We start from the raw sequence: 24070 nt of genomic DNA on the forward strand, positions 1-24070 counted from the left end.
TAATATTTTTAGTTCAAAAAACAACAAATAGAATTACCATGAAAAGAATCTCTTTATTCATTGGCATACTGCTCCTGCTTACTTCTACCCAACTGCTTGCGCAACGAACAGATGCCAATATCTTCGGAGATGTGAAGGCTGAAGGAGAGCACATCCCGTTTGTCAATGTTTACATTAAAGGCACCAACTATGGAACCGTTACCGATGAAACCGGACACTTTATGCTGGTTAACCTCCCGGTTGGAAAGCATACCATCATTGCCAAGATGATCGGATATAAGCCGGTTGAAAAGTCGGTGGACCTGATACAGGGTCAAAGCATCGAACTCAACTTTCTGCTGGAAAAGAAAAGTCTGGCTGTTGATGAGGTCGTTGTTACCGGCACCAAAACGTTTAAACGCCAAACCGAGTCTGCAGTTATTGTCAATGTGCTGGACTCTAAAATATTCGACTATGTGCAAGCCAACACCATCTCAGAAGGGCTGAGCTTTCAACCCGGCTTACGTATGGAAACAGACTGCCAAACCTGTAATTATTCGCAATTGCGGATGAATGGACTGGGAGGCGCTTATTCCCAAATCCTGATCAACAGCCGCCCAATTTTCAGTCCGCTGACCGGGCTTTACGGGCTGGAGCAAATTCCAACGGAAATGGTTGACCGAATTGAAGTGGTTCGTGGCGGTGCTTCTGCCTTGTATGGCTCCAGTGCTATTGGCGGAACAGTTAATGTCATCACGAAATTTCCGTCACGCAATGCCTATAGTCTGTCCATGAACAATGCTGTCATCAACGGAGATGCCAACGACAATCACATCAATGGAAACGTGACCCTGCTCACGACCCAGCGCAATGCTGGTGCAACCATATTTGTATCGCGAAGAGACCGCCAAGCCTACGATCACAACGATGATGGCTTCTCGGAAATGACCGCCCTTCAAAACAATTCATTCGGATTTAACTCGTATTTTCGATTAAACCAAAATCAGAAACTGGAGATGAATTTTGCCAGTCTGCATGAATATCGCCGTGGTGGAAACAAGAACGATGAGCCAGCTTATCTGGCCGATCAGTCGGAAGAACGGACCCATGATATTCTGATGGGTGGTCTGGATTACTCGTTGGATTTCGACAACAACCGGACTTCGCTTTCGGCATTTTTGGCCGGTCAATACACCGAACGCAAGCACTACACCGGCATTCGCCCAGACACTGATGAAGAAATCATCGCTCACAATGCGCTTCCTCCCTATGGAAATACCGACAACAACACGTTTATTGGAGGCGTGCAAGTCAACCATACCTTGTTTGACTTTTTTGGTGGCCCCAACATCATCACTACCGGATTAGAATACAACTACAATCAGGTGAATGATGAAATTGAAACCTACGACTACCTGCTTGATCAGACCTCCAAAAACCTGGGTTTCTACCTGCAAAGTGATTGGTCTGTCACTTCAAAACTAAACCTGCTCACGGGTGTTCGTGCCGATCAGCATAACTATGTGGACAAAATCATTCTTAATCCACGCGTATCCGCGCTGTACAAGTTTAACCAGGAAACCCAGTACCGAATCTCCTGGTCAACAGGTTTTCGGGCACCACAGGCCTTCGACACCGACATGCACATCGCTTTTTCGGGCGGTGGCATTCAACAAGTTCAGCTGGCAGATCAGCTGGATGAAGAGCGCTCTCAAAGCATCAGCACTTCGCTGAACTGGGACCGCGCTACGGAATCGCATATTTATGGGTTTACCATCGAAGGATTTTACACCCAACTGAAAGATGCTTTCATTTTAGAAGAAATGGACAATACTCCGGAAGGAAATTCAATTCTGGAGAAACGAAATGGCGGAAACTCGCAGGTATTTGGTGGAACATTTGAAGCACGGGCCAATTTCAACCAGAAACTGCAACTGGAAGGCGGATTAACCTTACAAAAGAGTCAATACGACGATGAAGTGGCTTGGTCGGCCGACATTGCAGGAACCAAAGATTACCTTCGCACCCCCGACTCATACGGCTACTTTACACTTGCCTACACGCCCGAGAGTCCATTTAAAGCCACCCTTTCCGGCATTTACACCGGCTCCATGCTGATTCCTCACTACGGACTGGCAGGCGATGCAGGAACACCTGAGGCAGATGTTTTATTTGAATCCGACACCTTTTGGGAAACCAACATCAAGTTGTCCTATGATTTCAAGCTGCCTCACCTCGATTCGAACCTACAGCTTTTTGGCGGAATCAACAATGTATTTAATCAATACCAAGATGATTTTGACCAAGGAAAATACCGAGACAGCAACTACGTATACGGTCCGGCTAAACCACAAACAATATTTTTCGGTGTTAAACTCTTCAACTAGTCTGGCCTAACAGGCCTGCAACAAAAAGAAAGCCCGCAGTATGATTTATACTGCGGGCTTTCTTTTTATACTAAGCTAACGTTGACTAGTTATTGTCGAACCAGCTACGCTGTTTGTTTACCTTCAAATCTTTCAACATCGAAGATGAGGCGTTGATGGTGAAACTATAACTCTTACGCTGTCCGAAAGGAACAAAGTTAAAGCTCATATTCCAGCAGTGCAGTTTCCGGTTGATATTGAATGTGGTGAATGAAAACTCACCAGCCTGAACATCGAAGTTGGTCGTCAACTGCATATTCCATTCGCGGGTCAGATTCAGTCTTCCGCTAAAGTTCAAACTTTGGTTGATTTGGGCATCATGATACGGGCTTCTTTTCGAATAGCTTAAACTATAGTCGAAGCGAAAATCCCAAGGCATGCTAAAATCGTAATACTCCACACGACCATCCGGATAAACCACTTCCTCCACTGTCGACTCCTCGCCTTCCTTCTTCTCATCTTCCTTTTTCGATTTGAAAGACATTCCAAAAGACAAGTTAGCATTGGTTAAACGTCCCAGCTTAGCCAAGCCGGAAGCTTCATTCCACATAAATTTGTTAATCTTATTCCCTTTCGTGTCCGTTGCATACGGATCAAGTGTTCCGCCAAAATTAAGGTTAACACCCTTAATTGTTGTCCGTCCATTGATACGGATATTGCTCAAATTCAACGAGTCAGCAATCAGGTTATAGGAACCGCTAAAGCCAAGGTTGTCAATAATCTTTATCTTCTGAAATTTTCCTTCGGCACCGGTCGTGTCATTTTTAGCGGCAACTTTGGCTTCCAGGTTATTGGTCAACCCAAAGTTGATGGAACCACTTTCTTTTGAAGTTGCTGAACCAAAAACGCCATTGGCAAACCGGTTATAGCTAATCACATTCCCTTTCTCATCAATATAGCTGTCCCAGAAACCGTATTTCGGATCAGTGAAGTCAGGATTGTAACTCAGACTAATGGAAGGCGACATTTTATGACGAATGGCTTTAATCCTCGAATTCGGGTTCTTAATCTGATACATCCCGTAAATATTGGTCTGCGAACTCAGGGCAAACGAATAGTTGTAATTCCGCTTAAAGTGGTAAATGGTATCCACCCAAAGCGTTCCCTCCTGAGCAACATGGTCAAAAGCATAGTTTTTTTCAAGGTAATTGGTATACCAACGTTCCGAATAACTAATGCTTGGACTCACATTGATGTATTTTAACAAATTGAAGTTGGGCAAGGAAATTGGAATCGTGTGTTTCCAGCCATTGCTCCAGTCAGTTACCAGTGACTTGCTTAAAATTTCATCTTCGCGGGCCGTTATCGAATTTTTGATGTTTCCGGTATAACTAAAACCAATTTTCTCGTACCATTTTGCCGAGCCAACCCGCCCCTTTTGCTTAAACGGATAAATTTTAGCCATGGAAAAAGTAAGCTCCGGAAAACTTAGTGAAATGGTTGAATCCCTCGAGTTTTGCGAATGCCTGAAGCTGGCAGACATATTAAACGGCGAGTTTTCCCATTTCTTGGAGTAGGAAATACTCGATGATTTAGTGGTCTGCAAATAATTTTGTACGTTATACGAGTTTTGCTTGTCGTAGCTGGTTGTTGACAAGTTCACATTCGCTGAAAAAGTTTGAAATGGATTGGCTTTGCTGTCCTGCGAGTGCGACCATTGCAGGGAGAATCCGGGTGACCGGCTGAAATCAGGCAAACCCGGATCGCTGTATCGGTTTACATTGTACCTGAAATCAAAGCTTCCCGAAAACTTATACCGTTTTTTATAATTGGTATGCAAGTTACTTCCCCACGATCCTTTCGAGTAAATATCCCCTTTCACAGTCAAATCAAAAAACTGACTTGCGGCCCAGTAATATCCTCCTTCACGCAGGAAAAACCCCCGGTTTTGTTCTTCTCCATAGGTCGGTATTATAATACCTGACGAATATGTTGGCGAGTTTGGGAAAAAGCCAAAAGGAATCATTGGAAAATAAATCGGAAAATCTTCCAGTACCAAATAAGCCGGCCCGGTAATGATTTTCTTATTTGAAATCACCTTGGCTTTGGTCATTCTGAGGTAAAAGTGCGGATGATCAGCATCGCAAGTCGTGTACTTTCCTTTTTTCAGAATGAAAGCGTTGGCATCAATCTTTTTGGTTCGTTCACTATGCACATAGCCCTCGCCCTGCTGCGTTTTCACTTCAGTAATAATCCCCTTTTGCGTTTCAAAATTGTAGCGCAGGGTTTCACTTTCAAACTCCTCCTGCCCATCTTTAAATACCGGCTCACCCTGCATGACATCCGCAGAGTCCGGTACCCCTTCAGCATAAACTTCTTTGGTTTGAAGATCCAGCTCAATGTAGTCAGCTTTCAACTCAATGGTTTGGTAAGTTACTACGGCATCTTTATAGAGATACACTTTTTTACCATCCAGAGAAATCACAATAGAGTCGGTGGCATTATAGGTAATTGGGGCTTCCAAAACTGTTGAACTGGCCGAATCAGAACGACTGATTGTATCAGGAACAGCTTCGCCAGCTACCACCAATGAGTCGACTGGCAACTCTCTTAGAGGCTTGATTACTTGTGTTGTGTCCGGCAATTCCTGCGCAAAAGCAGAAAGACCCAACAAAAGCAGCATATATGTAAATCGAATTCTTATCAAATCAGGTAAAATGTTTGCCATTGCGGTCACGTTGGTCTGCAAAAATATAAATTCAACCCAGACAAACGGGCCAACGAATGCAAAATAATTTTAATATTTCTATTTTTGTTTCATTCTATAATCATCAATATGGACATCAGCCCAAAAATAACACTTGTTATTGCCTTTCTAATCTTATGGTTCCCGCCAATCGTGAAAAGTGGCAACCTGCCGGACAAACCCTTCACCGTGATCATCGATCCCGGGCACGGAGGACGTGATCCGGGTGCAGTAACAAAACAGATTAAAGAAAAAGATATTGTCTTGAACATTGGCTTGAAATTGGGAAATTATATTCAAAATAATCTTCCTGACGTCAAAGTTGTTTATACGCGTGATAAAGATGTGTTTGTTCCCTTGCACCAGCGTGCTGCCATTGCCAACAAGCATAAAGCCGATCTTTTCATCTCGTTGCATGCCAATTATTGTGGCACTCCTTCCATTGCCGGAACCGAAACCTTTGTGCTGGGACTTCACCGTACCGAGGAAAACCTGGACGTGGCCAAGAAAGAGAATGCCGTCATTTTAATGGAAGAAGATTACTCCACAACTTACCAAGGCTTTGATCCGAATTCGTCGGAATCATACATCATGTTTGAAATGGTACAGGACGAACACTTGTATCAAAGTATCAACCTGGCTGCTTCCATTCAGGATCAGTTCCGAGAGCGGGCAGGCCGGAGAGACCGAGGCGTGAAACAAGCCGGTTTTTTGGTTCTGCGCCAAACCAGTATGCCCAGCGTTTTGGTTGAAGCTGGTTTTTTAAGCAACCCGAAAGAAGCCAATTACATGAATACGGATGACGGGCAGGCTTACCTGGCATCAGCCGTATTCCGGGCTGTAAGAGAATATAAAAAAGTGGTGGACAGCAAAAGTGATTATAAACTTGTTGCTAGCAATACACCTAGCGAAACACCTGCTGCTGAGCCAGTGAAAAAAGAACTTCCAGAGAGTAGTGACCAGAACATTTATTTTTGCATTCAGCTTGCCGCAACCAGCAAAGCCATTGACACCAAACCATCTAATTTTAAAGGGTTAAAACAAGTTGAGCGCAAACAAATGAGCCCGGTGTACAAATATTTTTATGGCAAAACCCAAACGCTGGAGGAAATAAAAACACTAAGAAATCAAATTAAACACTTATTTCCGGATGCCTTTATTGTTGCTTTTGAAAAGGATAAAACCATCCCTATAAAAAAAGCCTTGCGCAAAATAAAACCGTAGTTCACAACACAATGTTTGTAAACTACCGGAATGCTCACTAATATTGTAAATAATAAGCAGAAAACATCTATGAAACTCTCGAAGTATACCAAGTTAGGTCTTTTAATTGTATTTAGTTTTGCCATCTTCATTTGGGGTATGAATTACCTCAAGGGAATTGACTTTTTCAAACAAAACACCACCTACCATGTCGTGTATGAACGAGTTGACGGGCTACTGGAATCCAGTGCCGTAATGATGAATGGCTACCAGGTGGGGCAAGTCAAGTCCATTGATTTTTCAGCCAGAAATGATGGAAGTCTTGTCGTGGCCTTTTCGTTGGAAGGTGATTTTCTGATACCGCGAGGATCAGCCGCACGAATCGTTTCCTCAGACATTATGGGGACCAAATCAATCAAATTGCAAATTGTTCCATCCAATGCCTATTACCAGCCGGGAGACACCATTCCCGGAAGTATTGAGGAAGATTTGAAAGAACAAGTAAGCATGCAGGTACTGCCTCTGAAAAATAAGGCCGAACAATTGCTGGGCTCGCTCGACTCCGCGATCACCGTCATTACTTACGTATTTAATGCTGAAGCCCGGAAAAACCTGGCCGAAAGTTTTACACGAATCAACCAAACCATTCTCAACCTCGAAACAGCATCCAACGAAGTAAGCGAACTGCTGGTTTCGGAGAAATCCAACCTTCAAGGTATAATTCAAAATATGAACGAACTGTCGGCAAGCCTGAATGCCAACAGCGATGACTTTACCAATATTGTCAGCAACTTCTCTTCCATCAGTGACAGTCTTGCTGCAGCCGATCTGGCCAAACTCATTGGGGAGCTCCATGCCTCGGCTCAAGGCATGAACAGTATCCTCGAAAAGCTGGATACCGGCAAAGGAACAGCCGGAAAATTGATTAATGACGAAGAACTATACAGTAACCTGGCCGACATGAGCCAAAGCCTGGACAACCTGCTCAAAGACCTTCGGAACAATCCGAAACGCTACGTCCACTTCTCAGCTTTCGACCTAGGCAAAAACGTTTATGTTTCTCCTGAAAGAGCTCAAAACAAAAATGCCGACTACACCCTGAAAGTTCATTTAATATCGAGCCCTAAACGGATGTCGTTGGAAAATTCGATTTTTGAGCAATTTGAGCAAGTAGAAGAGGTGGAAATATCCGGCGTATACAGTTACCTGACGGGAAGTACATCTGACATCGATGAAATTATGAAAATGCACACTAAAGCTAAAACTGTTTTCCCAGATGCAAGTATAGTTGCATTTAAAAATGGACGGAAAGTAAGACTGGAAAAGGCTTTGAAGAAATTAGGAAATTAGCATCTTAATTTTTTCATAAATTTTAAAAAATCGCAACCTCCTCAGAATACAATGGTTCCAGAACGAAGCAAGTATAAATGATTGACTGCTTGACTGTTATAAAGCATGAAAAAAGTATTTTTTTTAACTACCTGACTACGAAGTAGGTTATATTGGTTTCATAAAAGTCAAGTCAAAATTGATTTTTTTAATACTTATTTTTTCACAAGATTTGTTGTCGGGAATTCAACTAGGGAAAAAATTTGTCGAATTATATTTAAATCCTGCTGTTCAAAATGAGTAACAATCATCTTGCTGTATGGAATCGTTGTCTTTCAGTTATAAAAGATAATGTTCCTACAATTAGTTTTAAAACATGGTTTGAGCCAATTGTACCGGTAAAAATTAACGATCAGGTATTGACCATTCAGGTACCAAGTCCATTCTTTTACGAATATTTGGAAGAGCAGTACATTGATCTGTTGCGCAAAACCTTACGAAAAGAAGTAGGAAACGATGCCAAGCTCGAATATGTTGTTGTAATGGGGAACAACCAAACAAACACGCAACCTTACACGGTTAAATACCCAACAACAAACAATAGCAAAATCCAAAATAAACCATTAAACGTACCATTAAAAACGGAGGGGAAAGCGTCTATCAGGAATCCGTTTATTATTCCTGGTATTCAAAAACTTCAGGTTGACCCTCAATTAAAGCCTGACAACACCTTTGAAAATTTTGTTGAAGGCGAATGTAACCGTCTGGCCAGAAGTGCTGGCTATGCGGTATCACAAAATCCGGGAGGAACAGCTTTCAACCCGTTAATGATTTACGGAAACTCTGGACTTGGAAAAACGCACCTGGCCCACGCCATCGGTATTGAAGTTAAGGAACGTTTTCCTGAGAAAATTGTCTTGTATGTCAACGCGAACAAATTTCAAACACAATACACGGAAGCCATCCGTAATAACAACCGCAACGACTTTTTGCACTTCTATCAAATGATTGATGTGCTGATTCTGGATGATGTGCATGAATTTGCTGGAAAAGAAAAAACGCAGGAGACTTTCTTCCACATTTTCAACCACCTTCACCAAAGCGGAAAACAATTGATTCTGACTTCGGATAAACCACCTATTGAACTGAAAGGCATGGAACAACGCTTACTTTCTCGTTTCAAGTGGGGTTTAACAGCTGATCTTCAGATGCCAGACTTTGAAACCAGAATGGAAATTCTGAAACGCAAGACCTACAAAGACGGCATTGAAATCAAAGAAGAAGTATTGGAATATGTTGCTTCGCATGTTGGGAACAATGTTCGTGAACTGGAAGGAGCTTTGGTTTCGCTGCTGGCTCAGTCAACCCTGAACCGCAAAGAAGTAACCATTGAACTGGCCAGCGAAATGGTCAACAAATTGGTAAAAAGCTCGAAACGCGAATTATCCATCGATTACATTTCAAAAGTAGTATGCGACTATTTCAACATGCCGGTTGACACGCTTCAGGCACGCACCCGGAAAAGAGAAATTGTTCAGGCACGGCAGTTGGCAATGTACTTCTCCAAAAGCCTGACCAAATCATCCTTGGCATCCATCGGTTCCCAAATTGGGAAGAAAGACCATGCTACGGTGTTGCACGCTTGCAAGACAGTAAACAACCTCAAAGAAACGGACAAGAATTTCAAGTTCTTTGTAGACGAGATAGAAAAGAAATTAAAAATGTAACTGTAATCAGTGCTGGCAGATCAATTTGATCTGCCTTTTTTTTATAACTTTAAAAATGACCGATTCTTTCCGAACCATAGCCGAAGCAGCAGAAGGCCTGTTTAAAGACAAAGGCAGCAAATTCATTGCCTACGCTTTTCCGGTTGAAACCGAGGATGAAATCAAAGAGCACATTCAGGAACTAAAGAAAGCCCATCACTCGGCGCGTCACCATTGTTATGCCTGGCGCTTGGGAGCTGCCAAAAAACGCTTCAGGGCCAACGACGACGGAGAGCCCTCATCAACAGCAGGCAAGCCGATTCTGGGCCAGATCAAGCGTCTGGAACTTACCAATGTCTTGGTCGTAGTGGTTCGATACTTTGGAGGAACCTTACTGGGAGTTGGAGGGCTGATTAATGCATACAAAGCCGCAGCCGCTGATGTGCTGGACCAAACCACAATCATTGAAAAGCTGGTGGAAACCTATTTCACGCTTGATTTTGACTATCCCAACATGAATCCGGTCATGCGTATTTTTAAGGAAGAAGAGCTGGAGCAGAAAGAAACCAGGTTTGAACTACGTTGCCAGATTACAACATCAGTCCGGCAAAGTGAAGCTGAGCGTATCATGGAAAAATTCCGGAAAATTCACGGTGTAAACGTAACACTTGTTGATTAATCCCGATTTTGTTGATAAATCGCTAATAAAACACACCAAAAAGGCAATTGTTACATGCACAATTTATTTAATTTTGGATTTTGATGAAGCGTTTAAACGTTCAATATGAATTCCCAAAAGGTGAGCAGGATCACCTGACATATTTTTTTCCCAAATTTAGACGTTTCATCAAGGTCTTGGATAGACATTTTTCAACTCAGCAAATTTATTTGTTACCGGTATATTTTCCGGATAGTAAAAACCAACAGTGATTTTTTAATCCTGTTGGTTTTTTTTTGAAATCACTTAATGACACAGATCGAATGAATAAAAAAGATTTAATTTCCATCATGGATTATTCGAAGGAAGACTACCTGAGAATAATGGATCTGGCTGCAGATTTTGAAGCAAATCCCAATCAGAAATTATTGGATGGCAAAGTTGTAGCCTCGCTCTTTTTTGAGCCATCAACCCGTACCCGGTTGAGTTTCGAAACCGCCATCAACCGTATGGGCGGTCGAATTATCGGGTTCTCTGATGCCGGTTCGTCCAGTGTAACCAAAGGAGAAACGCTGCACGACACCATACGTATGGTCTCACAATATGCTGATCTGATTGTGATGCGCCATCCCATGGAGGGAAGTGCCCGGTATGCCGCCGAAGTTTCCTCAGTTCCGGTTATCAATGCCGGCGACGGAGCCAACCAGCACCCCACCCAAACCCTGCTGGATATGTACTCTATTTTGAAAACCCAGCAGACGTTTGACAACCTGAATCTGTTCATGGTAGGCGATCTTCGCTACGGACGTACCGTACATTCACTGCTGATGGCCCTGTCTCAATTCGACAACCCCATCTTCAATTTCATCGCTCCCGAAGAGCTGCTGATGCCCGAGGAATACAAAATTTACCTGCGCGAAAAAGGGATTCGCTACTTCGAGCACCTGGAGTTTACCGATATCATCTCAGAGGCTGACATCGTTTACATGACCCGCGTGCAAAAAGAACGTTTTTCAGACCCCATGGAGTACGAAAAAGTCAAGAATGTCTACATCCTTAAAAACAGCATGCTCAAAAACACGAAACCCAACATGCGTATTCTGCACCCACTGCCTCGTGTTAACGAAATTGCTACCGACGTAGACCAAAATGAAAAAGCCTACTATTTTCAGCAAGCACGCAACGGTGTTTATGCCCGCGAGGCCATCATTGCTCATGCTTTAAACTTAAAGTAATTGTCATGAAAGAGCATAAGAAAAAATTAAAACTGAAAGTCAGCGCCATCAGTGAAGGCACCGTAATCGATCATATTCCTTCTGAAAACCTGTTTGATGTAATTTCAATCCTGGAACTGGATCAAACACCAAACATGATCACCTTTGGCGCCAACCTCGAAAGCGACAAGCTGGGTAAGAAAGCCATCATCAAGGTTTCCAATCAATTTTTTGAGAATGATGAAATCAACAAAATTGCGCTGATTGCTCCGCATGCGAAACTAAACATTATTCGCGACTACGAAGTGATTGAGAAAAAAGAAGTTACGATACCCGATCGCATCGTTGGAATTGTTAAGTGTTTCAACCCAAAGTGCATCACCAATTCGGAGCCCATAACCACTTCATTTTCGGTTATTTCGAAGGAACCTGTAGCGCTTAAGTGTAAGTATTGCGAGAAAATTACCCACGAAAACCAAATGGTTATCAAATAAGTAAAAGGCCATAAAGGCAGTTAAACAACGTGCATTATTATTTTAATAACGAGAAAATGAGACCAGATTTTAGTGCCATTTTAGAAGAAGTCAAACAGCAGGTTGCCAGCAATCCGGTAGACCTGCACCTAAGGGTTTGCCAGCTATTGAAAGAGAAAGTCTATCATTACGACTGGGTGGGTTTTTACCTGCTTAAAAACGGCATGCTCGAACTGGGAGACTATGTGGGAAAGCCTACCGATCATACGCAAATTGCCATTGGCAAAGGCGTTTGCGGACAGGTAGCAGAAAAGAAAGAGACCATCATTGTTCAGGATGTAAGCCAGGAAGCGAACTACATTGCCTGCAGCTTGGATGTACAGTCAGAAATAGTGGTTCCCATCCTTCGTAACGGCGAATTTATTGCCGAATTGGATATTGACAGCCACTCTCCTGCCCCATTCACACAAGAAGACCAGGACTTTTTGGAACAGGTTTGCGCCTTACTCAAAGCTTCTTTTTAAAACAAAAAGGTTCGTCCGGAAATCCGGACGAACCAATATTTTTAGCAGTCTATAAAAGTCAGCATTAATAGCGATCTCTTCTTGGAGGTCTTTCCGGTCTGGGCCGGGCTTTGTTAACTTTTATATTTCTTCCGTTTACTTCAGCTCCATCCAATTCTTCAACGGCTTTGTCTCCTTCGGATTCAACAGCCATTTCAACAAAGCCAAAACCTTTGGCTCTTCCAGTTTCACGGTCCTTAACAATTTTCACAGAGACAACTTCTCCGTATTCAGCAAAAATTTCACCCAGTTCGTCTTCTCTAAGATTGTAGTCCAGGTTACCTACGTAAATGTTCATAGTTTAAGAATAAAAAATTTGAAATAAATAAAAACATAACTGGCGGGGAAAAACATGCGGACCGTAAAATTCAATTATCCGAATAATTTATCACAGAAACCAAGCAAATTCACCCCCTACCCTAAATACATAAAATAACGTTGTCAGTTGGGGATGAATGTGATTCATTTTCCGGGAAAAGGTTGATTTTTAATCTGAAAAAATACCGATTCGCAACCATACTCTATACAAAAATAAGTATTGTTTCGAATCTGCAAATTTTTTCAATGGTTTTTTGCACAATAAATTATGAAAAACGAAAAAAACTATCGTCCATCTAATCAACGTATAAAACCAAGCCTTTTAAATATTCTCCTTCAGGGTGATAAATATTGATGGGATGATCAGCCGGCTGATGAAGTTGATGCAAAATGCGCACCTTACGCCCCGAAATGGCTGCTCCGGAAAATACTGCTTCCCGGAATTGATCTTTGCTAACCACCTGCGAACAGCTGAATGTGAATAAGATACCGCCCGGACGAATTTGCTCAAATGCTTTAGCATTCAATCGCTTGTAAGCCTGAAGCGCCTGACGTAGCGCACCACGGTGCTTGGCAAAAGCCGGTGGATCAAGAATTACCAAATCGTAACGATCTTTCATATCTCGCATAAAATCAAAGGCATCAGCCACATAAGCCTCGTGGCGTTGATCGTCTTTAAAATTCAGCGCCACATTTTGCCGGGTGAGCTCAATGGCTTTAGCCGATGCATCCACAGAGTGCACCTTATTGGCTCCTCCCTGCATGGCAAAAAAGGAGAAACCTCCGCTGTAGCAAAACATGTTCAACACATCGCGGCCTTTCGAAAACTGTTCCACAAGCTTCCGGTTTTCCCGCTGATCGATGAAAAAGCCTGTCTTTTGCCCTTCCACCCAATCAACCCGGTAAGAAAGTCCGTACTCCTGAACAATGCAAGGCTCCGACTGGCCCAGCAAGTAGCCGTTTTCAGGTTGAATATTGGCTTTGAATGGAAGTGTTTTGTCACTCTTATCGTAAACGGCAACCAACTGGTCGCCCATAAGTTCTTTAAATAATTCGGCCAGCTCATGCCGAACAAGATACATACCCACCGAATGCGCCTGATAAACCGCCGTTCCGTTGTAAAAGTCAACAATCAGTCCGGGCAGGCCATCGCCTTCGCCATGAATAAGGCGAAACACATTGGTTTGAGATTCATGAAAGCCCAGGCTGCGACGCAGTTCAAGAGCTACAGCAAGTTTCTTTTTCCAGAAATTACGATCAATCACGGTATCTTCAAAAGACAGCACACGCACCGCAATTGAACCAATCTGAAAATGGCCAATGGCTAAAAATTCGTCTTTGCTGGAAACCACGCGAACCAACTCTCCTTCTTCCAACTCCCGACTAATGTAGTTGACGGCCCCCGAAAAAATCCAGGGATGAAACCGGTTTAGCGATTGTTCTTTTCCGGCTTTCAGGGTAATTATGGGTAGGTTCATGACTGTGCTGCAATTAAGGAGTTAAAAATTTCGCAAGCAACCCAGGCATCAGTGGCCGCATAGCTCAGTTGCGCTTCAGTTAATTCATCGGCTTCCCAATTAGACAGACGCTGCGATTTGGAAATGCGAAATCCTAAAACAATGCCCGTAATTTTTTTCAGGCTAAAATCTTGTATCCCATAGCCTTTTACTTCATCCTGAAGTTCGATAAAGCCCTGAGGTGTAAATCGGTTAATTTTTTGAAGTGCCTTGATATCGTCGCGGATAGCCACGCCCACTTTGGCGATTTGTTCATCGGCTAAAATGTCTTTCAGCTCATTGGGTAAGCCAATTTTATTGATTCGGAAGATAAAGGCTTTATCGGATGTTGACAACTGCAGTAGCGCTACTTGGTGGACCTGTCCTCGCTTAAACGAAGGTTTGGTTTCCGTGTCAAACCCTAAAACATCCTGGTCACGCAAATAAGCGATGGCCTTTTCTAACTGTTCTTGACTATCCACCAAAACAATTTTTCCATCAAAGGCATGTAATGGTAATTCGGCCAGTGCTTCTTTCGTAATACTTTCTATAAACATACTTAATCTCCCTGATTCTTGAATAATTGGTTCAGCCATTCCGGCTTGTTGCCTGCACCCTCTTCCTCCTCACGAGGGTCATTCTCCACGGCTATATTTACCTGGTCTTCCAAATCAACATCGCCATAAATGAGTGCATGAACAGCTCGTAAGGAATTTACCAGACGTTGTCCCCAGTAGTTTTTAAAATTATCGATACAAACCCATAAGGCTTCCTGCATCACCAGTTCATCACCAGTCCGGTAAGACATCAAAAAGTCCTTCAAATCCTGATAAATGTCGGTTAAACACTCTGAAATACTGGAACTCAACGGGGCATCGCTGAATTGCATATCTGCATCAAATACTTCCTGAAAATCATCGTATTCTCCCAAAAGATTCATCACCTTTTGCTGCAGAAAGTTATAATCAACCTCACTAACAAACTTTTCCAGTCCCATTTCTTCAAAACTCTCCACATCAGGCAAAACCGATGTTTTCAGGTACAGTAAAGGCAAAATTTTCTGTGCCCGGTTCAAAAAAGAAAGTGTGTTTTGCGTATTGGCTGTTTCCAGAAAGTTACAATATTCGTTGGCTACCGTAACAAACTCAATAGCATTCTTAGAATAAACAATTGGATTTAAATTTTCCTCGGTCATATTGTGCAATTAATCCTGCAAAAATAATAAGATTTTCCGTTTCATTCGGTTTTTGAACCGTTAGTCTCCGGATTCCTTTTCCATTCCAGCTTATTATCAATGCGCCGCACAATCTTACCATTGTCCATTAGCCAGCGGATGACCTTTATTTTCAGGTCTTCTTTGCCTTTCAATTTCATGATCAGTTCTTCAAAAGTAGATGCTTCCGCTAAACTCTTTTTAATATCTTCAGCCAGCTGATCAAACTCGAGCTTACTCAGGCTCAACTCATTCCGCTCCAGACACACGTCACATTTCCCACACCGAACCGACTCATCTTCACCAAAATAGTGAAGTAAAACCTGGCTTCGGCACTTTAGTTTTTGGGTTGAATAGTGAATCATTGCATCAATCCGCTTCTGATAATCGTTTTTGCGGTCGGCATAATGTTCTTTCGAAATCTTCAGACGGCTGATATCAATTCGCTCCTTCGGGAAGTAAATGTAAGGCGTGTTTTTCCGCGGAATGTAATGGATAATTTTATGGGCATTCAGGTGATTCAAAAAACGATAAACCACCTCCAGACTAAGGCCGGCACGCTTAGCCAGCACCTCTTCATTAATCGGTACATAATCAGAAAAAAGGCCGGAATAAGAACGCAGCAATAATTTGGTAAAGCCATCGAAACTCGAATTGGCCACCTGAAACTTATACAGTTCGTCGCGCCCAACCACAAACGTCACGCGCGACGGGTTATCGCTTTCTTCCGTCAGCTCCAGGTACCCTTCACGCTGTAAAATTTTAATGCTACTGTAAATAGCCTGAATCTGCATCTTGTATTTCGAGGCAAAATTGCCCAGGTTAAAGTCCTTAGTCTGATTTTTTCCATAGCCAACCGCCATTTGAAAGGTATTGCAAAGTGCCTGGTACACATTCTTGATGACCTGAATTTCGGGAAAGGATTTTTCCACATTCTTTTTTAAGGCCAGAATATCCGATTGGCCATAAATCAGTACCGCATAAGCTTTCTTTCCATCCCTTCCGGCGCGGCCAGCCTCCTGGAAATAAGCTTCCGGCGAATCCGCAGGACCATAATGAATCACAAACCGAACGTTGGCTTTATCGATCCCCATTCCAAAGGCGTTAGTGGCTACAATCACCCTTGTTTTCTCCGATTTCCAGTCGTCTTGCTTGCGCTCCCGGTTTAAGCTGCTGAGGCCGGCATGGTAATAGTCAGCCGAAATCTGATTGCGTCGCAAAAATTCACTGATCTCTTTGGTCAGCTTCCGGCTGCGTACATACACAATCCCCGTTCCTTTCGCTCGTTTAACCGATTGCAGCAAATAATTCAGTTTATCTTCCCGTTCGCGAACAATATAAATCAGGTTTTCGCGGAAAAAGCTTTTACGCAGAATGTGCTCCTTTTTAAACGCCAGCTGTTTCTGAATATCTTTTTCAACCTCACGGGTAGCAGTGGCCGTAAGGGCCAAAACCGGCACATCGGGCAATAGTTTCCGAAGCTCAGTTATTTTTCGATACGAAGGCCGAAAATCGAAGCCCCATTGCGAAATACAGTGCGCTTCATCAACCGTAATCAGGTTGATATCCATATTGGTCAGATGCTCCTTGAAGCGCTCGGTGTTGATTCGCTCCGGAGACAGATACAAGAATTTGTAATCTCCCCAGCTGGCTTTGTCAAAGGCAATTTTGATTTCCTGCTGACTTAAGCCCGAATGAATCGCCAACGCTTTAATGCCCTTTTTACTCAGGTTCTCCACCTGATCTTTCATCAAGGAAATCAGCGGGGTAATGACCAAACAAATTCCGGGTTTTGCCAAGGAATACACCTGAAAGGTAATTGATTTCCCACCACCGGTAGGCATCAATCCCAAGGTGTCATTTCCCTTATCAACTGACTGAATAATTTCTTCCTGCAACGGACGAAAATCTGAATAGCCCCAGTAACGGGTTAATATGGATTTAAAATCACTCAAGCGAACTAATTTTTTGCAATGATTATAAAAACAGATTCAACTTAACAAATTTTAATGAAATTTAATTTTTTTAATGGAGTCTTGCAATGCCCGTATCCAAGCTTAATCCGGTTATTTTTTGTAGTTTTGGCCTATTGTATCAAACCCAAAAATCGCAACCATGTCGTTTTATGCCGATAAAATAATCAGCGAAGGATTGACATTTGATGATGTACTACTAATCCCCTCATATTCTGATGTATTGCCTCGCGATGTTGATTTGAGTTCTTCCTTTTCGCGCTCCATCAAGCTAAACACCCCTATCGTTACGGCAGCCATGGACACGGTTACCGAAGCCACCTTGGCTATTGCCATTGCCCGCGAAGGCGGTATCGGGGTTTTGCATAAAAATATGAGTATTGAGGAACAAGCCCAGCAAGTAATGACTGTAAAACGAGCTGAAAATGGCATGATTTACAACCCCATTACGATTGAGCGACATAAGCTTGTACGCCATGCACTGGAGATCATGAAAACCTACAAAATCGGAGGGATTCCGGTGGTTGACTCCAATAACCTGCTGGTTGGCATTGTTACCAATCGCGACCTTCGCTTTGAGCAAAACATGGATCGTCCGATTGCTGAAGTCATGACTTCGGAGAATTTGGTTTACACAGCCGAATCAACCGATCTGGACAAAGCAGCCGAGATTCTTCAGAAATATAAAATTGAAAAACTACCGGTAGTCGATCAGCATAAAAAATTGATTGGTTTGGTTACCTATAAAGACATTACCAAGGCCAAAGACAAACCGTTGGCTTGCAAAGATCATAAAGGGCGGCTACGCGTTGCTGCTGGCGTTGGTGTCACCAGCGACTCAATGGACCGAATTGATGAGTTGGTAAAAGCCCAGGCAGACGCCATTGTTATTGACACCGCACACGGGCATTCCAAAGGCGTTTTGGAAACCTTGCGAAAGGCCAAAGCCAAATACCCGGAAATTGATTTTATTGCCGGAAACATTGCCACTGCTGAAGCTGCCGCCGAAATGGTACTTGCCGGAGCTGATGCCGTAAAAGTGGGTATTGGTCCCGGATCAATATGCACCACCCGCGTGGTAGCCGGAGTCGGAATCCCACAACTATCGGCCATTTATGATGTTGCCAAAAGCCTAAAAGATAGTGATGTTCCGGTCATTGCTGACGGAGGTATCCGTTATTCCGGCGACATTGTTAAAGCCATTGCTGCCGGAGCCAATTCCATCATGGCTGGCTCCCTGTTTGCCGGAGTAGAAGAATCACCCGGTGAAACCATCATTTTCCAGGGTCGAAAGTTCAAGTCCTACCGCGGCATGGGTTCTGTGGAAGCCATGCAAGCCGGTTCGAAAGACCGGTACTTTCAGGATGTGGAAGATGACATCAAAAAACTGGTTCCGGAGGGTATCACTGCCCGGGTTCCTTACAAAGGCACGCTTTACGAAGTCCTTTACCAGCTGATTGGCGGATTGAAAGCAGGAATGGGCTACTGTGGTGCCAGAAACATTGAGGAGTTAATGCATGCCAAGTTCACCAAAATAACGGCATCCGGCATTCAGGAAAGTCATCCGCATGATGTTTCTGTAACCCGGGAAGCTCCCAATTACAGTAGCCGTTGAATAGTCCCGGCACAATTTTAAGTTGAAATTTTTATTGATAATCCTTGTATGCCTCATTTCCTGCTCTTCTTTTTTACCGTATTAACCACAACCTTTTGTTTGGGTCAAGGCGATTCCGACATCATTGTTACCATTGATGATCACGCCATAACCCAAGAAGAGTTTGTTCGGTTATACCATAAAAATACCCAGCTTATGCTTGATGGTGCAGAGATGAAATCGCCCCGCGAATACATGGAATTATTTATCAATTTCAAGCTGAAAGTTTTGGAAGCCCAACGCCTGGGTTACGATACACTCCCTACTTTTGTAAACGAACTAAACACATACCGGGACGAACTGGCCAAGCCCTACCTAACAGCTGTTCAATATACCGACGAAATGGTAAAAACGGCTTACGAGCGCATGCAAACCGAAATCAATGTCAGTCATATACTGTTGCTGGTAAAAAACGATGCAAGCCCACAGGACACCTCAAGAATTTACAATCAGTTGCTCGAACTTCGCAAACAAATAAACAACGGTGCAGCTTTTGAAACACTTGCCGAGAAATACTCCGAAGACCCTTCGGTCAGGCAAAACAAAGGCAATCTGGGAAACTTCAGTGCCTTTCAAATGGTCTACCCTTTTGAAGATGCTGCCTACAAAACGGCAGTTGGTGAAGTTTCCTTTCCGGTTCGAACCAAGTTTGGCTACCACCTCATCCAAGTTAACCAAAAGCGTCCTGCCCGTGGTCAGCTCAAAGTAGCACACATCATGAAAAAGCTGGACGAACAAGCCAGCAAAGAGGCCATTCAGCTTGCGAAACAACAATTGGACAGTTTGCTCAAAGAACTACAAAACGGGGCCGATTTTGCCCGTTTAGCCGAGCTTCACTCCGACGACCGTCAATCGGCCAACAAGGGAGGCATACTGTCCTGGTTCTCCTCTTCGGGTATGCCACCTCAATTTGCAGAAGCCGCTTTTGCCTTGAAGCATGATGATGAGCTTTCGCCCGTCCTTCGTACACCTTACGGATGGCATATCATCAAACGTCTGGAGCACCGACCAGTTCCATCATTCGATGAACTGGAGGATTTCCTGAAAGAGAAAATTCGAACCAATCCCGAAATCAGCCAACATAATGCCGAGCGTTTTATTCAAAATTTGAAGGGTGAATATCAGTTCAAGCAGGATGAGCCAGCCCTTGCTGCACTAACCAGCGCGCTACAAAAAGCGCTCGACAGCAACAAGCTGGATCAATTCCGACCAGCCAAGCCTGATCAGGTTTTGTTTCGTTTTGCCAATCAGCAAGTAACTTCAGACGAATTTTTGACTTACCTCAAGCCAATTGCTGCAGATCAAAAGACAATTTTAATCCCTCAGGCTTATAACAACTTTGTAGCAGAAACCCTGCGTCAATACGAAAACGCTCATCTGGAAACAAAATATCCGGAATTTCGAAACCTAGTTCAGGAATACCATGATGGCATATTGCTTTTCAATATTTCAGAAGATAAAATCTGGCATGCAGCTGCTACTGATTCAGCCGGACTGGTCGCTTTTTACAAAAAAAATCAATCGAAGTACCAATGGGATACCCGCTTTCATGGTTGGCGCATCAAATGCCCCACTCAGGAGTCAAGGGATTTTATTGAGGCCGTCTTTGAACAAGAACCCGAAATTCGGTTAACAGAACTTCAGGATCTTCTAAAAAATCATCGCAATGAAGAAGGCGTGGAAGTGGAGTTTGGCTATTTTGAACAAGGCCAGGATCCTTTAGTGGATTATTTTGTTTGGAATGCACCAAAGCCCAACGACTTTGTGGATGGCCTGTATTTTGTTCGTGGAAACAAAGTGCCGCCGCAAGCCAAAACGCTGCAAGAAGCCAAAGGCTTGTATATTGCCGACTATCAGCAACAACTGGAGCAAGACTGGCTAAAACAACTCCGAAAACAGTACAAAATAAAAATAAACAAAAAATTACTCAATAGCCTGGAAAAACAATGAAGCATACACCATTATACATTGGATTAATACTACTGCTATTTAGCGCCTGTAAGGTTGAACAGGAGAAAGTTCCGCTGGCTCAGGTGGGAACCAAAATCCTCTACCTCGAAGAAGTGGAAGAAGTTTTGCCTGGCAGCCTCAGCACGGAGGACAGCACCATCTGGATGGATGATTTTATTCAGAAATGGGTGCAACGAGAACTAATGGTTCTGAATGCAGAAGAAAACCTGAGTGCTTCGCAAAAAGATGTGAGCCGCGAGTTGGAAGACTACCGCAATTCGCTGATCACTTACCGGTATAAGAAAGCACTCATGGAACAAAAAATGGACACCCTGATCACCGATCAGGAGATTGAAAACTACTATGAGTCGCACAAAAAAGAGTTCATCCTGAAAAACGACATCGTTAAAGCGGTGTATTTAAAAACCCCCATCGAGCTGTCCAACCCCGAAATACTGAAAGAGCTGTCGATGGATAATGATCCTCAAAAACTGCTTGAACTGGACGAATATGGCATTCGTTACGCCAAAAGCTACGACCGGTTTGGAGATAAATGGATTGATGCCAACCGCATCTTAACCCAAATTCCGCTTGAAATAGATAACCTGGAACGTTTTTTACGCAGAAACAAGTTTATTGAAAGTGATGATACAGAATATTATTATTTTATTTGTATCCGCGATTTCAGGTTTAAAGGAGAATACGCACCTGTTGACTTTGTCAAGTCATCCATCAAAAATATCCTTTTGAATCAGCGAAAAATTGATTTTCTCAAAAAAATAGAGACTGATGTCTATCAAGAAGGCCTGGAATCGAATAAGTTCAAACTTTATACTATTAAAAAATAAACCAATATGTTTAAAAAAGTATTAGCTGGTATTTTGCTATTCAGTTGCTTTACAACCGCAACGCTGGCTCAAGATAAAACAATTGATCAGATTGTAGCTGTTGTCGGAAGCAACATTATCCTCAAATCGGATATCGAAAACATGTATATCCAGCAACAAGCTCAGGGAATCGTCTCTGATGGCGATATGAAGTGTGAAATTCTGGAAGACTTTCTGGTTGAGAAGCTTTTATTGGCCGAAGCAGAACTGGACACAAACATCCTGGTTAGTGACAGCCAGATTAACCAGAACCTCGACCAACGGATGCAGTATTTCCGCCAGCACCTGGGCTCGGACAAAGCCGTTGAAGATTATTTTAAAAAGCCTATTGCTCAAATCAAGGCCGATCTGGAAGAAGTTATTCGCAACCAGTCATTGACCAGTCAGATGCAAAGCAAAATCATCGATAAAGTGCAAGTTACCCCCTCCGAAGTTCGTTACCACTTCCGAAATATGAAGAAAGATGAGATTCCGATGGTAGAACCCATGATGGAATTTGCTCAAATTACGCTTTTCCCTCCCATCGAACTGGAAGAGGAAAACCGTATTAAAGCGCGCCTGCGCGAATTCAAGAAACGGGTTGAACAAGGAGAAAGCTTTGCCGTTTTAGCCGTAGCCTATTCTGAGGGACCTTCTGCTTCCACTGGAGGAGAATTGGGCTATATGGGACGTGCCGAACTGGATCCGGCTTATGCCACTGCTGCTTTCAACCTCAAAGGCGACCGTGTTTCCAATGTGGTAAAAAGTGAATTTGGCTACCACATCATTCAGCTTATTGACCGTCAAGGCGAGAAAGTGAACACCCGTCACATCATTCTGAAACCCAAAGCAACGGCCAAAGCCATGGAAGAGGCCCACAACCGACTGGACAGCTTGGCAAACTTTATTCGGAAAGAAGAGATTTCCTTCTCCGATGCCGCCATGCGCTATTCTTTTGACAAAAACTCAAGAAACAGTGGCGGAAAGGTGATCAACCCACAAACCATGTCAACCCGCTGGAGACAACAAGAGCTTCCCCCCGATGTAAGTAAAATATTAGACAAGCTGAACGTAAACGAAATATCAGAGCCGTTTAAAACGATAGACGACAAACAACGTACCGTTTATAAGATTGTTAAATTGGTGAACCGTACGGAACAACATCGGGCAAACCTGCAGGAGGATTACCAGATGCTGACGGAAATTTATCTTCGCGAAAAGCAAGAAGAAGCCCTGAATCAGTGGATCTCGGAACAACAGGCCAAAACCTATATCCGAATTGATCCAACCTATGCCAATTGCAATTTCAATTTTAATGGCTGGATAAAATAAACTGACCACCGGATATGAATTTCAAAAATGATGTTGAAGCCGTTGATGCCCTAAAAAGCAGATATGATGTACTTCAGGCAGAAATAAAAAAGCGAATTTACGGGCAGGATGAAATCATCAAGCAAGTACTTATTTCGCTTTTCAGCCGCGGACATTGTTTGCTTATTGGTGTGCCGGGACTAGCCAAAACCCTTCTGGTAAATACCATTGCCGAAGTGCTGGGTCTGCAATACAGCCGTATTCAGTTTACCCCCGACCTCATGCCCTCCGACATTATTGGAACTGAAATTCTGGATAAAAACCGGGAATTTAAGTTCATCCGCGGACCACTGTTTGCCAACATTATTTTGGCTGACGAGATCAACCGAACGCCGCCTAAAACGCAAGCAGCACTGCTCGAAGCCATGCAGGAACGGGCAGTAACTGCAGCCGGCGAACGTTTTCAGCTGGACAGGCCATTCTTTGTGCTGGCCACCCAGAATCCCATTGAGCAGGAAGGAACCTATCCCCTGCCCGAAGCCCAGCTCGACCGCTTCATGTTCTCGGTCTGGCTAGACTACCCGGAGTATGCTGATGAACTTGAGATTGTTCGCAATACAACCTCTGATTTTACAACAGAACTAAGTGAGATTATTTCAGCGGAAGAGATTAAGTATTTTCAGGATTTGATATTGAAAATTCCGATTAATGATCATGTATTGAAATATGCGGTTTCCCTTTCGGCCAAAACACGCCCCGAAACCAAGCTGGCAACGGCGGTAACCAACAAATACTTGAAATGGGGTGCCGGGCCAAGAGCCTCGCAATACCTGGTTTTAGGAGCTAAGACCCATGCCGTTTTGTCCGGGAAATATTCTCCCGACATCGAAGATGTCAAAGCGGTTGCCAAAACCATTTTGCGTCACCGGGTAATTAAGAATTACAAAGCCGAAGCCGAAAACATTTCCGTCGATCAAATTATAGAGGAATTGCTGTAATTTAAAATTAAATGAATTTGAAAACCAAGTACAGTAAACTCATATTCTTACTGA

At 43.3% G+C, this 24070-nt stretch carries 19 protein-coding genes; 13 read left to right on the plus strand and 6 right to left on the minus strand.

The window, feature by feature from the left end:
- Window positions 1-38: 38 nt before the first annotated feature.
- Window positions 39-2366, plus strand: coding sequence for a TonB-dependent receptor (locus ACRD6K_RS13630; protein WP_430973684.1), 2328 nt, complete (start codon window positions 39-41; stop codon window positions 2364-2366).
- An 85-nt stretch (window positions 2367-2451) separates the two neighbouring features.
- On the opposite strand, the gene ACRD6K_RS13635 is transcribed toward ACRD6K_RS13630, so the two are convergent.
- Complete coding sequence (locus tag ACRD6K_RS13635) at window positions 2452-5073, minus strand: putative LPS assembly protein LptD (protein ID WP_430973685.1); 2622 nt, start codon at window positions 5071-5073, stop codon at window positions 2452-2454.
- Window positions 5074-5157: 84 nt separating this feature from the next.
- Here ACRD6K_RS13635 and ACRD6K_RS13640 point away from each other — a divergent pair, with 84 nt between their 5' ends.
- From ACRD6K_RS13640 to ACRD6K_RS13670, 7 genes are all read left to right on the plus strand, one after another.
- Window positions 5158-6315 carry an N-acetylmuramoyl-L-alanine amidase family protein gene (locus ACRD6K_RS13640; RefSeq protein WP_430973686.1) on the plus strand — a complete coding sequence of 386 codons (1158 nt, stop codon included), beginning with the start codon at window positions 5158-5160 and terminating at the stop codon, window positions 6313-6315.
- A gap of 69 nt (window positions 6316-6384) precedes the next feature.
- Window positions 6385-7644 carry an MlaD family protein gene (locus tag ACRD6K_RS13645; RefSeq protein WP_430973687.1) on the plus strand — a complete coding sequence of 420 codons (1260 nt, stop codon included), beginning with the start codon at window positions 6385-6387 and terminating at the stop codon, window positions 7642-7644.
- A 275-nt stretch (window positions 7645-7919) separates the two neighbouring features.
- Window positions 7920-9350 carry a chromosomal replication initiator protein DnaA gene (gene dnaA, locus ACRD6K_RS13650; RefSeq protein WP_299578130.1) on the plus strand — a complete coding sequence of 477 codons (1431 nt, stop codon included), beginning with the start codon at window positions 7920-7922 and terminating at the stop codon, window positions 9348-9350.
- Window positions 9351-9405: 55 nt separating this feature from the next.
- Window positions 9406-10008 (plus strand): YigZ family protein, encoded by a 603-nt coding sequence (locus ACRD6K_RS13655; RefSeq protein ID WP_430973688.1) that lies wholly within the window; start codon window positions 9406-9408, stop codon window positions 10006-10008.
- Window positions 10009-10310: 302 nt separating this feature from the next.
- Window positions 10311-11222 (plus strand): aspartate carbamoyltransferase, encoded by a 912-nt coding sequence (gene pyrB / locus ACRD6K_RS13660; protein ID WP_299578128.1) that lies wholly within the window; start codon window positions 10311-10313, stop codon window positions 11220-11222.
- Between the two features lie 5 nt (window positions 11223-11227).
- Entirely contained in the window at window positions 11228-11695 is a 468-nt protein-coding gene (pyrI, locus tag ACRD6K_RS13665; protein ID WP_299578127.1) for an aspartate carbamoyltransferase regulatory subunit, read from the plus strand.
- A gap of 56 nt (window positions 11696-11751) precedes the next feature.
- Complete coding sequence (locus tag ACRD6K_RS13670) at window positions 11752-12198, plus strand: GAF domain-containing protein (RefSeq protein WP_430973689.1); 447 nt, start codon at window positions 11752-11754, stop codon at window positions 12196-12198.
- Between the two features lie 64 nt (window positions 12199-12262).
- On the opposite strand, the gene rbp is transcribed toward ACRD6K_RS13670, so the two are convergent.
- The 5 genes from rbp to ACRD6K_RS13695 all read right to left on the minus strand — a co-directional run bounded on the left by rbp (window position 12263) and on the right by ACRD6K_RS13695 (window position 17219).
- Window positions 12263-12535: an RNA-binding regulator gene (gene rbp / locus ACRD6K_RS13675; protein WP_299578125.1), complete on the minus strand. Its 273-nt coding sequence runs from the start codon at window positions 12533-12535 to the stop codon at window positions 12263-12265.
- A 316-nt stretch (window positions 12536-12851) separates the two neighbouring features.
- The gene (locus tag ACRD6K_RS13680) at window positions 12852-14033 is read right to left on the minus strand and encodes a class I SAM-dependent rRNA methyltransferase (protein ID WP_430973690.1); all 1182 of its coding nucleotides are present in this window, start codon (window positions 14031-14033) and stop codon (window positions 12852-12854) included.
- Entirely contained in the window at window positions 14030-14608 is a 579-nt protein-coding gene (locus ACRD6K_RS13685) for a 3'-5' exonuclease (protein WP_430973691.1), read from the minus strand. Before ACRD6K_RS13685 ends, ACRD6K_RS13680 begins: the two co-directional genes overlap by 4 nt.
- A gap of 2 nt (window positions 14609-14610) precedes the next feature.
- Window positions 14611-15246: a DUF5063 domain-containing protein gene (locus ACRD6K_RS13690; RefSeq protein WP_430973692.1), complete on the minus strand. Its 636-nt coding sequence runs from the start codon at window positions 15244-15246 to the stop codon at window positions 14611-14613.
- Window positions 15247-15287: 41 nt separating this feature from the next.
- Window positions 15288-17219 (minus strand): RecQ family ATP-dependent DNA helicase, encoded by a 1932-nt coding sequence (locus ACRD6K_RS13695; protein WP_430973693.1) that lies wholly within the window; start codon window positions 17217-17219, stop codon window positions 15288-15290.
- Window positions 17220-17379: 160 nt separating this feature from the next.
- Between ACRD6K_RS13695 and guaB the strand changes: the two genes are divergently transcribed.
- From guaB to ACRD6K_RS13720, 5 genes are read left to right on the plus strand one after another with little or no spacing between them, the layout of a single operon-like run.
- Window positions 17380-18852 (plus strand): IMP dehydrogenase, encoded by a 1473-nt coding sequence (guaB, locus tag ACRD6K_RS13700; protein ID WP_430973694.1) that lies wholly within the window; start codon window positions 17380-17382, stop codon window positions 18850-18852.
- A gap of 48 nt (window positions 18853-18900) precedes the next feature.
- Entirely contained in the window at window positions 18901-20841 is a 1941-nt protein-coding gene (locus ACRD6K_RS13705) for a peptidylprolyl isomerase (RefSeq protein WP_430973695.1), read from the plus strand.
- A complete protein-coding gene (locus tag ACRD6K_RS13710) occupies window positions 20838-21689 on the plus strand; it encodes a hypothetical protein (protein ID WP_430973696.1) in 852 nt (283 codons plus the stop codon). The genes ACRD6K_RS13705 and ACRD6K_RS13710 overlap by 4 nt, the downstream gene beginning before the upstream one ends.
- Before the next feature lie 6 nt (window positions 21690-21695).
- Window positions 21696-23039: a peptidylprolyl isomerase gene (locus ACRD6K_RS13715; protein WP_299578117.1), complete on the plus strand. Its 1344-nt coding sequence runs from the start codon at window positions 21696-21698 to the stop codon at window positions 23037-23039.
- Window positions 23040-23053: 14 nt separating this feature from the next.
- The gene (locus ACRD6K_RS13720; RefSeq protein ID WP_299578116.1) at window positions 23054-24016 is read left to right on the plus strand and encodes an AAA family ATPase; all 963 of its coding nucleotides are present in this window, start codon (window positions 23054-23056) and stop codon (window positions 24014-24016) included.
- Window positions 24017-24070: the final 54 nt, after the last annotated feature.

Source organism: Sunxiuqinia rutila (assembly GCF_050589705.1).
In the GTDB taxonomy this organism is placed as follows: Bacteria; Bacteroidota; Bacteroidia; order Bacteroidales; family Prolixibacteraceae; genus Sunxiuqinia; species Sunxiuqinia rutila.

Excerpts from the sequence above, each read along its gene's own strand:
- pyrB (WP_299578128.1), top strand. The coding sequence starts at position 10,311 with ATGAATAAAAAAGATTTAATTTCCATCATGGATTATTCGAAGGAAGAC.
- ACRD6K_RS13635 (WP_430973685.1), bottom strand. The coding sequence starts at position 5,073 with ATGGCAAACATTTTACCTGATTTGATAAGAATTCGATTTACATATATG.
- ACRD6K_RS13715 (WP_299578117.1), top strand. The coding sequence starts at position 21,696 with ATGTTTAAAAAAGTATTAGCTGGTATTTTGCTATTCAGTTGCTTTACA.
- rbp (WP_299578125.1), bottom strand. The coding sequence starts at position 12,535 with ATGAACATTTACGTAGGTAACCTGGACTACAATCTTAGAGAAGACGAA.
- ACRD6K_RS13685 (WP_430973691.1), bottom strand. The coding sequence starts at position 14,608 with ATGTTTATAGAAAGTATTACGAAAGAAGCACTGGCCGAATTACCATTA.
- pyrI (WP_299578127.1), top strand. The coding sequence starts at position 11,228 with ATGAAAGAGCATAAGAAAAAATTAAAACTGAAAGTCAGCGCCATCAGT.
- ACRD6K_RS13630 (WP_430973684.1), top strand. The coding sequence starts at position 39 with ATGAAAAGAATCTCTTTATTCATTGGCATACTGCTCCTGCTTACTTCT.
- ACRD6K_RS13655 (WP_430973688.1), top strand. The coding sequence starts at position 9,406 with ATGACCGATTCTTTCCGAACCATAGCCGAAGCAGCAGAAGGCCTGTTT.
- guaB (WP_430973694.1), top strand. The coding sequence starts at position 17,380 with ATGTCGTTTTATGCCGATAAAATAATCAGCGAAGGATTGACATTTGAT.
- ACRD6K_RS13690 (WP_430973692.1), bottom strand. The coding sequence starts at position 15,246 with ATGACCGAGGAAAATTTAAATCCAATTGTTTATTCTAAGAATGCTATT.
- ACRD6K_RS13680 (WP_430973690.1), bottom strand. The coding sequence starts at position 14,033 with ATGAACCTACCCATAATTACCCTGAAAGCCGGAAAAGAACAATCGCTA.
- ACRD6K_RS13705 (WP_430973695.1), top strand. The coding sequence starts at position 18,901 with ATGCCTCATTTCCTGCTCTTCTTTTTTACCGTATTAACCACAACCTTT.
- ACRD6K_RS13645 (WP_430973687.1), top strand. The coding sequence starts at position 6,385 with ATGAAACTCTCGAAGTATACCAAGTTAGGTCTTTTAATTGTATTTAGT.
- ACRD6K_RS13670 (WP_430973689.1), top strand. The coding sequence starts at position 11,752 with ATGAGACCAGATTTTAGTGCCATTTTAGAAGAAGTCAAACAGCAGGTT.
- ACRD6K_RS13710 (WP_430973696.1), top strand. The coding sequence starts at position 20,838 with ATGAAGCATACACCATTATACATTGGATTAATACTACTGCTATTTAGC.
- ACRD6K_RS13720 (WP_299578116.1), top strand. The coding sequence starts at position 23,054 with ATGAATTTCAAAAATGATGTTGAAGCCGTTGATGCCCTAAAAAGCAGA.
- dnaA (WP_299578130.1), top strand. The coding sequence starts at position 7,920 with ATGAGTAACAATCATCTTGCTGTATGGAATCGTTGTCTTTCAGTTATA.